Genomic DNA, 13744 nt, shown 5'->3' on the forward strand with positions numbered 1-13744 from the left:
TCATTCCTCCAAGTCCATCGTTTCAATCTTTTCCACCATCGAGCCATAGCCCTTCACCGTCTGCATAATGTAGCTCAGCACCGTATCACTCCAACCATAGATATAAAAGGTATTTCGATCTTGCTGTGGAACCATCGCACTGCGATAAGGAGCGATATCAATAATGAATGCTTTAACTTGAGGGTTCACCTTAGTACGGTATTTTTGTAAGGCTTCATAAAATGGGCTGCCACTGTTCTGCTGTTCGTCTGTGATAATGATGATTTGATCAACCTTGCGCCGCTCAGCGAGCAGCTTCCGCACAGGTGCTCCAGTATCTGTACCACCGCGGGCTTGAATCCGGTCAGCTTGTGATAAAATACTGTCGCGCCGAGACGGCTTGGCATCCTCTACCGCGGTATCAAACAACCAGAACAGCGAGTTTCCTTGCGTTTTCTTGTACAAGGCCAGAGCGAACACCGACCCAATCTGCAAATACTCGCCATTCATCGAGCCTGATATATCCAAGAAGATAGCCGTCCGATCCTCCAGATCCGGCAAATTCGCGAACGTATACTCTACAGCATCCCGAAGCGCGTCGCGCAGAACAGGATGTTGGACTTGCCGAAATGCTTTAGCGAATCGGAAAGGCAAAATCTTAGATTTTTGCAATCCTCGTTGATCCGTTAAGCGTTCTACCGCTGTCTCCAAGCTGTATCGCTTTTCAAAAACACCTGCTCGCTCGAGCGTATTCAAGTGGCGAAGCAGCGCAAATGTCGGCATTTGATGAAGAAGCGCATCCCAGACTGCCTTTGTTGGCTTAACAGCCCCAGTAACCACTTCATGTGGCAATTTTCCAGTTTCAATCCAGTTTAATTGCTCTGCTTCAGAGTCCGCCTTCTTCAACTGCTCCAGTGCTTGCACTTGGGGGAGTAAAGACAAGTTGGCCTCTTGACCTCGCAAGTAACGAAATAGTGCTTGCTGCTTGAGATCAGCTGGCTTCGGATGAGCTGTTGCAATCGCATCGCCCAAGCTGTATCCTCGTCCTCGGCCGTTATACTTGATTGCCCAATACTCGGACACACCAGCTAGAAACCGGTTAACTTGCCTTTTCACCGCTCGCCCACCTTCCCCACGACCCAAACCTTTCAAGATCATTAGGAAGTCGCTCAAATCTGAAGGAATCCGCACGACATTCAGAAAAATTTTCGAAAATAAATCTGGTCTGTAAGCCGACAGAATTGCCAATCCGAACAAAGGCTGTAAGCGCATATATCCTTCATTCCGGGCATAGACAATGGCTTTAGCCATAAACAATGGGTTACTTTGTGCCATCTCGCGGTGCATCTCTTCCGCTTCAGTTAAAAGTTGTTGCTGATCAGCGTAAAAGGTGTTGCCAAATGTATTGGTTACCAGTGTCTGTACGTACTGCTCCTCAGCGGAGCGGGTGTAGGCTGGGAAACCTTCTTTATTCTTTATGGTTGGTCTTATGGTTGAGAACAATTTTTTCGCAAAACTCATGATTATAGCCTCCTTAATTAAAAACCGGCAAAGAAAAAGAAGAGAAGGTTAACTGCAGGAGTCGAACCTGCCATAAAGCCCGGGTAAATCATTGTGGCGCATAAGTAGCGAAGAAACCCTCCCCGGCGCCTCGCCGGTATTCATTTGTGTGGTGGTGTGAGGAAATAAGTTGAGAAGGCATCGGTACGGCGTTTGTGCGCTCCATACCGTCCTTTTTGACGAAGTAGCCCTCTCTGGCGCCTCACACCTAAGAAATCTTTTTCAATTCATTGTTGAGGAAAAAGTGCGGAAAGGAACATGCTGCTCTACCATTTGAGCTACCTCACCCTGCGGTGAGAGTTGGACTCGAACCAACGACAAGCCGATTAAAAGTCGAAGTAACCCATCCATGCGCCTCAACAATATTGTCTGCCTCATCCCTATTGGATTTGGCTTCATGCATCTATCTTCGCTCATCTTCACCTTCACGAACATGGTGAAAGTATGACGATAAGTAAAAAGATGAAAATCCCTTTGGTGGATAGGAGCGGGTATATCCCGCAAATCTGTCAGCCACCTTGTGCAGCAGCCTATGTAATGTTACCAATCCGAGATAAAATTTGGCTGCCCGGGCAGGAGTCGAACCTACGGTCGATGATTCAAAGTCATCTGCCTTCCCACTTGGCTACCGAGCCATATTTGGGGAGACCAACCAGACTCGAACTGGTACTTGCAGAGTCACAATCCGCCGCGTTCGCCCTTTCGCCATGGTCTCCATGTTGTTGCCAAATAAAAAGCTATCTGTTCACGGATTCACCCTCTGCAAAAGACAGAGACGAATCATCGTGCATAGATAGCTCAATTCACGTATGAGGGTGCTTCTTCACCTGCAGGCAAAGGGAGCGTTCATGCCTATGGTCCGGCGGATCATACCTCATTTTTATGAATCGGCTATACCTGTTACTGAATTCCTGATGCTTTTCCTGATGCTGCCAATCGTTTTTAATCATCATCATCCTTTTCACCTCGCTTTCAATTGGCTGTAAGTTCAGCCTGCATAAGTTTTGTGTTGGTGCCCTATGTACTTTGAAGGGATCAAAAAAAGACCCCCTTTACCCATTGATCCTTCCCTACAGCATTTTAGCCATAGAAAAAGACCGCTTGGCATCAAGCAGTCTTTACAAAAACGCTTATGTAAAATTTTAAGCTGGGGTCAAGTTGTTGTACACAACTTACTGACCGCATAGCTTCTGCGTCTGTAAAGAATGCCATTATGAAATTGGTTACAGGAAAGATGTTGTTTATGCTCCTGAGTCTGTATTGGACTTTCCTTAATATCCTGGTGATTCTTCATTCCCCATGGATTGAAATTTTTCATTGTCCTGCACCTCTTTTCACATTATGATTTTGCAACTCCGACACCTTACGTCCTCGGCTTCACAATTTGATTTTCGCTGATTTAAGAACTCACGAACAGGGCGAAAGTATGGCGAACCATAAAAACTTTTCCATTTTCTTCAACTCGAGCGCTTGATATAATGAAAATCATGATGTTAACGGATTCGCTACATGCGGGGGGAAAGCAAATGGCTCGTGAAAGTTTCGACAAGGAGATTCAATTTCTTCGCATGCTGGCTTTAGCTGGGGGAGCATATAGCAGACAACAATTTGCCGATCGTCTCGGCATTTCTGTACATACCTATGATAAAACGCTGCGAAATCTTAAAGAAATGGTAACCGTCCTACAACAAGGTCTCCCTTTGGAGCAAGGAACTGAACTCTCAGAAGGGCTCCGCTATAATTATTATGAATCTGCCGACCCGTTGCTCCTTTTCTTGTTTCGCGCGAAGTCCATTAAAGAAACGGAAAGCATCCGGCTTACATTACTGTTAACCGCAGTCCAATCACAGGAGCTAAGTGCCAGAGACTTGCAGGACATCTGCAGCGAGCAACTGCCAGCCGACTGTCCACTCCCCGATGAAAAGACCATCCGGGGAGATCTGAAATATCTGGAGGAAGTTGGCGTTATTATCCGTTCAAACGGAGGGCGTCCCTATCGATACAGGGCTGCTAACGACCTAGTCAACCAATTATCCGACGATGAACTCATGGATCTTTTCGACTATGTGGATGTCATCGCCAATACGCAGATTCCGTCCGTGCAAGGCTATCTGCTTCGTGATACCTTAAAGAAGGTTTTACGAAAACGGGGATTTAATGCTGAGGCTGCGGAAACTCACCGATACAAATACAATTACCATTCACGTATTCTCGACGAGGCGCATCTCTATACGATTTTTCGCGCCATTCAGCAGCGAAAAAAGCTCCATTTTCTTTATCTATCACCTAAAAAGGGTAAGAACTACGCTTCTCAAAATACAAATCCACTCTTTGAGCGAGAAACGAAGGGTATTACAGAAACGGTTCTCCCACTCCGAGTCATCTATGACCATCAATACGGGCGTTGGTATTTAATCGGCCATAATACCCGCATAGGAATAATGAAATTCCGCATGGAGGGACTTACTCAGATTGAAGAAGGCGACACCGTTCAAGAAGAAGAGTTTACTCGAAAACTCAGCGCTGTAGAAGAACAGATGAAAACAAGCTGGGTTACGGATACCATGCGCACTATTAAAGTGGTCGCTCGATTTTATAATCCTGAAATATCTGGTGCTAATTTTATTCGGGAACGGGTTGAGGCGCAAGGACAGTGGGGAACCATTACGGATGAATCGGAAGCAACGTTCCGCTACGAAATCAATGTAAACGGAATCTATGAAATAAAGCCCTGGTTGCGGAGCTTCGGCTCGAGCTGTGAGGTTCTGGAACCTGCATGGCTTCGTAAGGAATTCATTGCGGAATGGAAGGAGATTCACAACTACTATGAATCCATTCGAGAAAATATTTAACTTCCAAATCATCTCACGTCTCGACGCAGCAGGCTCCCTGGCGCTAACTTCTCAAGAGAGGTCATGGCTGAAAACGATGCTGGTGCACTCGGCCTCCGCCGAAGCCTTCACACCGGATACATTGAGCAAGCTCAACCTCCTTTTAAATACCGAAGCCTTAACCGAATTAAGTGAGATTATTATTGAAAAAGCCAAAAGTCAGGAGCGACAGGTCTACCATCCGCTACTTCGCACGTTCCGTCGAATGATTATGCAGGACAGAGGGATCCTTCTTACTTACCGTATTAAGCATGGCGGAGTTAAAACAAATCAGTCCGGCTTCCCTCATAAGCTGGAATACAACATGGTGAAAAGAGAATGGTACCTGCAATGGTACAATACGCGCAATCATTCTCTTATGTCTACAAAATTAAAAAATATCGTAACGGTAGAGGAAACGATTCTGCCTAGCGATCGGGTTTTTACCTTAAAGATAACGTTGGAGCGCCTGTTAGAGGCACGTAAAGAATACTCAGTGGTTCAAGTCATTCCGACCTTTAATGCTGAACTGTCACGAATTTTATACGCTTTCTCCTGCTTTGAAAAGTCGGTCTCCTTTGATGAAGACTCTGGCATCTATCAAATTCATGTAACCTACCTTGCAGACGAAAGTGAGTTTTTATTGTCAAAAATCCGATTCCTCGGACTGCGAGTAAAAATTGTTGAAGGTGATTACCTCAAGAGGCGCATGCTGGAATCCTCATCTAAAGCGATTGCCCGATATGCTGACCAAAACTGATCCGGCACAATCTTTAATGCTTCCTTTCGAAGATACGAAAACTCCTAACCAACCCAAAAACCCGCGAAGCTCGCGGGTTTTTCGACTAATAAAAAGCCACTTCACAGCTGGAACCCAACGGAATCAGCTCACATAAATAATGGTAAATCAACTCCTTATCTATTTGGTTTACAAATACGGTCGAGTGAAAATCAAAATGAATGATGGCGTTAGTCGAATCATACCTATTAAAGGTCAATTGGCCGTATGAGAATAGACGGTTGATTAACGTCACTATTTCATCCTGATCTAATTTTCTGCTCATAGCTGAATTTATTACGGATTGAGGCAGTTCTTGGGCTTGGGGAACCCTGTCGGATTGGACCATGTTGTACGATTTCACTTTAAAGCACACATAGGGGTGCAAATGGTCGGAAGCAAATAATTTCAAGCTGCGTATTTCCTTATGGGGCAATTGCAAATCATCATTCCACGCATAAATGGTCGCTGCATTTTTCCCATGAGTATGCACCCTTACATATCTTAAATGCGGGAAACGTTTTCTAATTAATTGCTCTGATAATAAACGGGTCCTCACTGCGATCACCTCGTTTTATCCATTTTTATTGATTGCGTTTTCATTTATTATGCTACTGTTAGAAAAAGAAAGGCAGCTATCTTGGATGAGAAATAGATAGCTGCCTCCTACTATTAAATTCATTCAGGTACCGATAAACCAAGACCCTCCGCAATGCGTTGACCATACTCCGGATCCGCTTTATAAAAGTGCCCGATTTGTCTAAGCTTAATTTCGTCTTTCTCCACAGGCTGCATAGCGCCAACAATGGTTTGAACCAGCCGTGCACGCTCATCTTCACTTAACAGACGGTATAAATCTCCAGCTTGTGTAAAATGATCATTATGATCATAGGCCACGCTATCCGCTAATCCCGACACTTCGTAGGCAGCTTGCTTGTTCTCCGGTGTTTCCGTTGGCCCACCGTAGCTGTTAGGCTCATAATACACGGATCCTCCGCCATTGTTATCATGACGCATTTGTCCATCCCGCTGATAGTTGTTCACAGCATTCCGCGCTCGATTGATTGGCAAATCCTGATGATTGGCTCCTACACGATAACGATGCGCGTCATGGTAGGCAAACAATCTGCCTTGAAGCATTTTATCTGGGGAAACATCGATACCGGGCACGAGAGTTCCAGGAGAGAACGTAGCCTGTTCAACCTCCGCAAAATAGTTTTCCGGATTTCTATCCAGAACCATTCGTCCTACTTCAATTAATGGGTAGTCTTTTTGAGACCAAACCTTGGTTACATCGAATGGATCAAACCGATAAGTATTGGCGTCTTCCAGAGGCATGATCTGAACACATAGCTTCCACGCTGGGTAATCGCCGTTTTCAATGGCATTAAAGAGATCTTCCGTATGATAGTCAGCATTAACACCGGCGATTTGTGCCGCAACCTCAGGAGCTAAGTTTTGAACCCCTTGTTCGGTTTTAAAATGATATTTAACCCACACGCCTTGACCCTCCGCATTCACCCATTTGAAGGTATGGCTCCCAAAGCCATGCATATGTCTTAGTGTTGCCGGAATTCCTCGATCAGACATTAGAATAGTAACTTGATGCAAGGACTCAGGAGATAAGGACCAGAAATCCCATACGGCATTCGGGTTTTTCAAATGTGTTTGCGGATGACGTTTCTGTGTATGAATAAAATCAGGGAATTTAATTGCATCACGAATAAAGAAAACAGGCGTATTGTTGCCCACCAAATCATAGTTTCCTTCTTCTGTATAAAATTTCACGGCAAATCCACGCGGATCACGCACCGTATCTGCAGAACCCAGCTCACCGGCAACGGTTGAGAACCGAATGAACATGGGAGTGCGCTTTCCTACCTCTGACAAAAAATTAGCCTTGGTATAAGCAGATAAATCGTTCGTGACTTCAAAATATCCGTGTGCACCCGCTCCCTTAGCATGGACCACTCGTTCAGGAACACGTTCTCTGTTGAAATGTGCGAGCTTTTCTAATAAATGTACGTCTTGAATAAGTACGGGACCGCGCGGGCCTGCTGTTATTGAGTTTTGGTTGTCTCCAACGGGAGCGCCCCAACTGGTAGTAAGCTTGTTCTTTTCAGTACTCATAATAGAATCACCTCGTAATTATTTTTAGTCATATAAAAGGTTGAAGCGTTATCATTATAGCGTACAATGGTACAGAAAATGAACTAAAAATTGCTATGCGCGAGCTTGCAATAACCTTCTTCTCCGCTAGAGTACGCTATGTACTGACCTCACTTGCCTTACTCATATTTATGACTGTAGAGGGACATTCATTCTTATACCGTCCAAAATAACGGAAAAGCTGAGACTTCCTCTTTATGAGGTGTTGGGAAATATGCCCTGCATAACCATTAATCCTCTAAAGCCAATCCAGCATTCCCTATGGTACATTAATCCTGAAAACGCTTCACAATACCATATATGGAAAAGGATGAGCATACATAATGAAAAAATTAGTCATTGCTTCCTCAGTTGCCTTATCACTTTTATTTCCTGCTATTGGTTTAACGATGCCTACGGCGGTTTCGGCACAAGAGAGTTATGCTACTAATGGTCATAAATTTGTTAATACAGCTAAATCTTATATCGGTAAAGTCACCTACCGCTTTGGTACTAGAGATCCTCAGCATCTGACTTTTGACTGCTCTGCGTTTACTCAATTTGTTTTCAGTCAGAACGGAATTAATCTCCCTTGGGGCTCAAACGCACAAGCACAATTCGGATCTCGAGTACCTAATAAAGCGCAGCTATCCATTGGTGATCTTATCATGTTCAGTGTGAATAAGCCCGGCCATATCGATCATGTTGGTATTTATATTGGAAATGGAGAGTTCATCAGCAATACTAAAAGCTCTGGAGTTGTCATCTCATCTCTGAATACCGGCTACTGGAGCACGCGTTATATTACAGCCCGCCACTACTAGAATTAGATTGAAACCATTCATCTATATGGGCAGAGCTGAAGTCAATTAATCTGCTGCACAGCCTCTCCAGCAGATGGCGTTCATGACTTATGACCAGCACACCCAATCGGCGCTCCTTCACCCTGTCTCGAACAGCTTGCCATAGCTGCGCCTGCGTTATAGCATCCAGCATGGCCGTCATTTCGTCGGCAATGAGGTAACGGGTGCCCGGTCCCAGAGCCCGGGCAATGCAAAAGCGCTGCAGCTCACCGCCGGACAGCTCATTAGGCCACCGGTCCAGCCAAGCCGGACCGATCCCTAGCGCTGACAGGAGCTGCGGATCAGGCTCCCCCGCCTCCAGCAGCGTCTTCCGCATCGTCCAGCGGGGATTGACCGCCTTCTCCGGGTGCTGGAACACCATCTGCACCGGATGATAACCGCTTCGGGGCAGCGGAGCGCCGCCAAGCGTGACATCACCTTGCATAGGCTCGGCGTAGCCTGCCAGCAGTCGTCCCAAGGTCGACTTGCCGCAGCCGCTGGGCCCGGCAAGCCCGACAATTTCGCCAGGTTCAATGCGAATATCAAACTTCTCAAACAACCAATGCTTCGTATTATATCGATAACCAAGCTTTCTTCCTTCAAGAGGCATGGATGCACCTCACCATCCCATCGCGAAGCTCTCTAGCCTGGGGCAAGCTTTCCATGCATGCTTGTACCGCCAATGGACAGCGTGGCGCGAATGCACAGCCTGCCGGGACAGCTCCCGATAGCGGCTGTGAGCCGGGAATAGGAACAAACTCATTGTGCGGAAGCGCCCTCCATAAGGCTTGCGTATAAGGATGCCTAAGCTGCTCTCCTTTACCACTGAAGTCCTCCCGGTTGGCTATTTCGACTGTTGTACCAGCATAAAGAACGGCAATCCGATCCGATATGGTTAGGGCGGATTCGATATCATGAGTGATCAGCATTACCGCACAGCCTTGATCCGCAAGCTCGCGCAGCTGACCAAGCGCTTCTTTGATCGAGGCTGCATCCAGGCCAGGAGTCGGCTCGTCGGCAATGACGAGCCTTGCTCCACTTACCGTTGCTGTTGATACGAGAACTCTTCTCGCCATACCGCCGGAAAGCTGAAACGGAAACATGGTTTCGACTTCTGCCTTTAGCCCATACCGCCCGAAAATAGCGCGTTGGGCCTTAACAGGATCTCCTGTCTTCACAGAATGCCTAACCTGCTTTCCCACACGCATTAAGGGATCCAAGTACTGCACGGATTGGGGAATCAATGCAATCTCGCTCCCCCGCAGCTTGTCCTGTCTGGACGGAGTCAGCTCCTCGCCTCCAAAATAGATATTGCCGGATACATGTGCATTGCTTGGAAGAATGCCTAATACCGCATGAGCCAGAATACTTTTACCCGAACCACTGGAGCCAATAACTGCAACTACTTCACCTGCATCCACAGCAAACTCGAGGTTATGTATAACCTGAAGACGCTTTTGGCGCAAAAGACTAATATATTGGGTAAATCCTACACATAAATCGTTAACCTTAAGCAAGGACATAGCAGCCCCTCCTTCACTCTTGTTGATTACTTGTTGAATATTTGCTGCCACTCCGCTTATGCCTCTACTTAATTACCTACAGCTAAGCATTTAAGGGTTACTCCTGTTATTGAATAAACCTGTCTACTCGTGAGCCCTGTTCGGATCAGCAAGCAGTCGAAGATTTTCACCTAATCGGCCAAAAGCAATCACAATAATTAATAAGCTTAATCCAGGGAATACAGCTAACCACCACATCCCGGTAGAAAGATATCGCATGGATTCCGATAAAATAATCCCGATCGCAGGCTCATGCGGAGACAATCCCATTCCTATAAAGGTAACGCCAGCCTCGTGCAGTATGGCATGCGGAAAAATAAGCAGCAGCCCGATCAGCAGCTGTGGAAGTAAATGCGGTAAAATATGCCTCGTTCCGATCCACCAGCGGGATTTGCCTAAACGTCTGGATACCTGCACATACTCAGCGGTTCGAAGGTTCATGACTTCAGCGCGAATGACTCTAGAAAGGCTCGGCCAATGGGTCAGCGCTACACCTACTATTACCCCCTTTGCCCCGCCACCCATTACAAAAGCAATAAGAATTAACGTAACAAGATGAGGGACACTCAAGAACAGGTCGATCAGCCATGTAATTAAACGGTCCGTGATCTTCCCCATAGTAGCCGCCAGCAGCCCCAATAGAGCAGCAATTATGACACTGACCGCTCCTGCGAGCATGCCTGTTTTGATGCTTAGGACAAGTCCTTTGAGTGTACGCGTCAGCATATCCCGCCCGAGCCAATCGGTGCCAAAAGGATGCGCCAACGATGGCGGCAGGTTGCGAGAGTTCAGGCTGATGGATAGATTATCGTTTCCAAGCAGCGAAGATCCAAGCCAGACTGCCGTTAATAACACAGCTGTGAAAAGAGCCGATAGCCAAGTTTTATGTCTTCGGTGAAGCTTGGGCAGATGGAAAGAACCGCTCCTCGCCATTTCATTTATTCGGCTCATAGGGCATCTCCTTCCCTCATTCTCGGATCCACCCTACGGTAAATAAGATCGGCCAGTACATTGCCGGTAAAAACAAACAACGCGCTGCACAGCACGATGCCCAGCAGCAGCGGTACATCTCCACGCAGTCCTGCCTCTACTGTTGCTTGTCCGAGACCGGGATAGGAGAAAACCTGTTCAGCCAGCACGGCTCCTCCGAACAATTCACTGAAGGAGGTGAACTGGAGCGTAACCGCAGGCAGTGCCACATTGCGCAAGCCATGTCTCCAGAACAAAGTAAACCCTCTCTCTCCTCTCGCTCTGGCAAACAGAATATAATCGCTGTCTAACACAGATATCAGCTTCTGACGGGTGTGCAGTGCTATAGTAGAAATACCGGTAAAGCTTAGGGTAAGAGCAGGCAAAAACATATGAACCATCCGGTCCTGCCACGTAACATCTTGGGCCAATACACCTGCCGGAACGCCCAAACCAATGGGAAACCAGCCCAGCCACACAGCAAATAAGAGCAATAATACAAGCCCAAGCCAGAAGGTAGGCGTTGAAGCTAATGTATAACAATACCACTGAATCACCCGATCTATCCATGTACCCTTTTTCATAGCGGCAACGACACCAACACTGAAACCAATAATGCCGGATAAGAGCCAAGCCGTTCCCATCAGAGCAGCCGAGCTGAGAAACCGCTGCTGGATAACTTCAAGCACTGGGCTTCGGTATATCATCGACATACCGAAGTCACCACCGATCAATGAAGTGATCCAGCGTATGTAGCGCTCAGCAGGCGGTTGGTTAAATCCCCAATGTGCTGCTATGGCCTCACGCTGCTCGGGACTGACTCGCAGCATATCTGCTCCCACGTAAGCTTGGACAGGATCGATTGGTGAAAATTCGACAAGCGCGAATGAGAGGGCACTTACCGCAAGCAGCAGAATAATCAGCTTCAAGCTTTTCTGCAGTCCATATAACATGATGTTATGCATCAACGATATCCCCCTGCTTACTTTTTGCGCCATTCCTCAATGTTGCTAGTAACTGGCCAACCGTGTCCGTGAGGATGAATCTGCTGTTTGCCAATATCCAACCCATCCTTGACCAAATACAAATGATCGATATTGACAAGCCATGCCCAAGGCGCATCTCCTAGCGCGCTTAACCCTGTATTGCCGTCCCACTGAGCTTTTTTCCAGAATTCATTAGCATCCTTGTCATTTAGAGCAAGTAATGCTTGCTTCATATAATTCTCAACAGTCGGATTCGTATAGTAGCCTGGATTCAGATAATCAATGCCGCTGTATTTGCTGCTGTAAACACTGTATACCTCTGTAGGGTCATGGCTTCCCCAGCCAAAAAGCACAGCATTCGCATGCATAAGCTTTCCTAGCTCATCCCAGCTCTTTCCTTCAACCTTAACGTTGATCCCAAGCGGCTTGATCATATCAGCTGCGGCAATCGCAAGAGATTGGCGGGTAACGTCGTTCGAAGGATACAGGAGACTGAATTCGGCCTTCAAGGAGCCCTTTTCGAGAATGCCGTCTCCGTTGCTGTCCTTCCAACCGTCATTGGCAAGGATTTGCTGCCCTTCTTTTAAATTGGCATCAGTGATGACCGCTTTCGGATTAAACCAAGGCAAACCGTCATTGATGGTAAATGCGGGCGTTCCATGTCCTTCCAGTACTCCTTGTACAAGAGCTTTTCTGTCGATAGCGATATTAATAGCTTTACGGATGGATAATTGAGAGGTTACATCATTACCTATCGGATTGCCGTCCTTGGTTTTGGCGCCGGACTTCACGTAAGGGAACATGATTCCGCGATTGTCTACAGTACGGGCAGTCTCCAGTCGCATCCCGGCGACAGGCTGTTTACTGAATGCAGCGGGAATATAAGAGACATCAACTTTCCCGGCCTTTGCTGCCGCATATGCTGCATCTTCACTCAGAAACAAGAAGGTCAGCTTTTGGAACACAGGTTTGGTACCGTAATAATCCGGATTAGCCTCTACGATGACCTGCTGTCCTTTGTCCCACTGCACAAGCTTATAAGGCCCTGACCCTATAGGCTTCTGGGCATAATCCTTACTATGGGCATGCTTGGGTACGATTCCAGTCGCCACCAGCATTTGAATAAAAGTCGAATTAGGTTCTTTTAAAGTAAATTTTACACTGTAATCATCAACCACCTCTACACTCGACACGTAGCTGAGATCAATAGACGAACCACTCTTGGATGCGGTCTCGAAAGTATACTGGACATCCTCAGCCATCAAGGGTTTACCATCAGAAAACTTGGCGTCCTTACGCAGCTTAACTGTCCAAACCAATCCACCGTTTCCGATTTCATAACCAGTAGCCAGATCATTTACAACATTCAGATCAGAATCCCTCTTCAGCAGAGTGCTCTGGAAAAGCGGAGAGCCATAACGTCCCCAACCTGTTGTAGGATCGAAGCCAGCTTCCGGTTCACTACCGACTGCCAGAACTAATTCGTTAGCAGCTTTAGACGATTCTTCCTTAGGTTTCGCTGTACAACCGTTCATTACCATTGCTGCAATCAAACTGATAATAAGAATAAATGCAAATCTCTTTCTCACACTATCCCACTCCTAATCCTTTTTATCTGCTCCATGTCCACAAGCCTATGATGAATTCGCGACTAGAAAAATCACCCAGTAGCACGAATCATTAAAATAGTAACACACTTGAAAATCCGAGTCACTACCCCGTGTTATTTTTTCGAAAAATTATGTTACAAAAAAGGAATTAGCCTGTTCATATCGAATAGACTTAGATTGCAGCTAAAAAAATCGCATATTTACTAGTCAGGTGCCTTTGTATTGAAAAAGGATAACAGGGAATCGGGTGCAAATCCCGAGCGGTCCCGCCACTGTAACCGGGGAGTTTTTTTCCAATGTATCACTCGATGAACGCATATCGGGGAAGATGGAGAATAATGAGGAGCCGGGAGCCAGGAGACCTACCTGATTAGCACACCCACAGGCCTTCGCGGAAAGGAGCGGTGTACGAACATGGATTCAGCTTATCCACATGCTGT

General features: G+C 46.6%; 11 protein-coding genes, 3 tRNA genes and 1 riboswitch. Of the genes, 3 read left to right on the forward strand and 11 right to left on the reverse strand.

Translation table 11 applies throughout. The features are described from left to right. From NV381_RS09970 to NV381_RS09985, 4 genes are all read right to left on the reverse strand, one after another. The gene (locus tag NV381_RS09970; RefSeq protein ID WP_258213130.1) at nt 1-1500 is read right to left on the reverse strand and encodes a TROVE domain-containing protein; all 1500 of its coding nucleotides are present in this window, start codon (nt 1498-1500) and stop codon (nt 1-3) included. A 330-nt stretch (nt 1501-1830) separates the two neighbouring features. Further along, nucleotides 1831-1900 (reverse strand) — tRNA-Ser (locus NV381_RS09975). Nucleotides 1901-2100: 200 nt separating this feature from the next. Further along, nucleotides 2101-2175 (reverse strand) — tRNA-Gln (locus NV381_RS09980). 4 nt (nt 2176-2179) lie between these two features. Beyond that, nucleotides 2180-2254: transfer RNA gene (locus NV381_RS09985), tRNA-His, on the reverse strand. Between the two features lie 811 nt (nt 2255-3065). Between NV381_RS09985 and NV381_RS09990 the strand changes: the two genes are divergently transcribed. Beyond that, nucleotides 3066-4391: a helix-turn-helix transcriptional regulator gene (locus NV381_RS09990; RefSeq protein WP_258213131.1), complete on the forward strand. Its 1326-nt coding sequence runs from the start codon at nt 3066-3068 to the stop codon at nt 4389-4391. Further along, nucleotides 4366-5169, forward strand: coding sequence for a WYL domain-containing protein (locus NV381_RS09995; protein WP_258213132.1), 804 nt, complete (start codon nt 4366-4368; stop codon nt 5167-5169). Before NV381_RS09990 ends, NV381_RS09995 begins: the two co-directional genes overlap by 26 nt. An 85-nt stretch (nt 5170-5254) precedes the next feature. On the opposite strand, the gene NV381_RS10000 is transcribed toward NV381_RS09995, so the two are convergent. Then, complete coding sequence (locus NV381_RS10000; protein ID WP_258213133.1) at nt 5255-5746, reverse strand: hypothetical protein; 492 nt, start codon at nt 5744-5746, stop codon at nt 5255-5257. 119 nt (nt 5747-5865) lie between these two features. Then, a complete protein-coding gene (gene katA, locus NV381_RS10005) occupies nt 5866-7317 on the reverse strand; it encodes a catalase KatA (RefSeq protein ID WP_258213134.1) in 1452 nt (483 codons plus the stop codon). Between the two features lie 362 nt (nt 7318-7679). Between katA and NV381_RS10010 the strand changes: the two genes are divergently transcribed. After that, nucleotides 7680-8159 carry a C40 family peptidase gene (locus NV381_RS10010; protein ID WP_258213135.1) on the forward strand — a complete coding sequence of 160 codons (480 nt, stop codon included), beginning with the start codon at nt 7680-7682 and terminating at the stop codon, nt 8157-8159. Here the strand turns inward: NV381_RS10010 and NV381_RS10015 are convergent. The 5 genes from NV381_RS10015 to NV381_RS10035 form a co-directional block, all read right to left on the reverse strand. Further along, the gene (locus tag NV381_RS10015; RefSeq protein ID WP_258213136.1) at nt 8140-8787 is read right to left on the reverse strand and encodes an ABC transporter ATP-binding protein; all 648 of its coding nucleotides are present in this window, start codon (nt 8785-8787) and stop codon (nt 8140-8142) included. The genes NV381_RS10010 and NV381_RS10015 overlap by 20 nt on opposite strands. After that, the gene (locus NV381_RS10020) at nt 8777-9700 is read right to left on the reverse strand and encodes an ABC transporter ATP-binding protein (protein WP_258213137.1); all 924 of its coding nucleotides are present in this window, start codon (nt 9698-9700) and stop codon (nt 8777-8779) included. The genes NV381_RS10015 and NV381_RS10020 overlap by 11 nt, the downstream gene beginning before the upstream one ends. Before the next feature lie 123 nt (nt 9701-9823). Further along, nucleotides 9824-10690: an ABC transporter permease gene (locus NV381_RS10025; protein ID WP_258213138.1), complete on the reverse strand. Its 867-nt coding sequence runs from the start codon at nt 10688-10690 to the stop codon at nt 9824-9826. After that, complete coding sequence (locus NV381_RS10030) at nt 10687-11673, reverse strand: ABC transporter permease (RefSeq protein WP_258213139.1); 987 nt, start codon at nt 11671-11673, stop codon at nt 10687-10689. The genes NV381_RS10025 and NV381_RS10030 overlap by 4 nt, the downstream gene beginning before the upstream one ends. 17 nt (nt 11674-11690) lie before the next feature. Beyond that, nucleotides 11691-13235 carry an ABC transporter substrate-binding protein gene (locus tag NV381_RS10035; protein ID WP_258213274.1) on the reverse strand — a complete coding sequence of 515 codons (1545 nt, stop codon included), beginning with the start codon at nt 13233-13235 and terminating at the stop codon, nt 11691-11693. Between the two features lie 261 nt (nt 13236-13496). Next, a riboswitch (cobalamin riboswitch) is annotated at nt 13497-13689 on the forward strand. Nucleotides 13690-13744: the final 55 nt, after the last annotated feature.

Origin of the sequence: Paenibacillus radicis (ex Xue et al. 2023), assembly GCF_024722015.1 — a bacterium.
GTDB lineage: Bacteria > Bacillota > Bacilli > Paenibacillales > NBRC-103111 > Paenibacillus_S.

Excerpts from the sequence above, each read along its gene's own strand:
- katA (WP_258213134.1), bottom strand. The coding sequence starts at position 7,317 with ATGAGTACTGAAAAGAACAAGCTTACTACCAGTTGGGGCGCTCCCGTT.
- NV381_RS10035 (WP_258213274.1), bottom strand. The coding sequence starts at position 13,235 with ATGGTAATGAACGGTTGTACAGCGAAACCTAAGGAAGAATCGTCTAAA.
- NV381_RS09990 (WP_258213131.1), top strand. The coding sequence starts at position 3,066 with ATGGCTCGTGAAAGTTTCGACAAGGAGATTCAATTTCTTCGCATGCTG.
- NV381_RS09995 (WP_258213132.1), top strand. The coding sequence starts at position 4,366 with ATGAATCCATTCGAGAAAATATTTAACTTCCAAATCATCTCACGTCTC.
- NV381_RS10015 (WP_258213136.1), bottom strand. The coding sequence starts at position 8,787 with ATGCCTCTTGAAGGAAGAAAGCTTGGTTATCGATATAATACGAAGCAT.
- NV381_RS10025 (WP_258213138.1), bottom strand. The coding sequence starts at position 10,690 with ATGAGCCGAATAAATGAAATGGCGAGGAGCGGTTCTTTCCATCTGCCC.
- NV381_RS10020 (WP_258213137.1), bottom strand. The coding sequence starts at position 9,700 with ATGTCCTTGCTTAAGGTTAACGATTTATGTGTAGGATTTACCCAATAT.
- NV381_RS10010 (WP_258213135.1), top strand. The coding sequence starts at position 7,680 with ATGAAAAAATTAGTCATTGCTTCCTCAGTTGCCTTATCACTTTTATTT.
- NV381_RS10030 (WP_258213139.1), bottom strand. The coding sequence starts at position 11,673 with ATGCATAACATCATGTTATATGGACTGCAGAAAAGCTTGAAGCTGATT.
- NV381_RS09970 (WP_258213130.1), bottom strand. The coding sequence starts at position 1,500 with ATGAGTTTTGCGAAAAAATTGTTCTCAACCATAAGACCAACCATAAAG.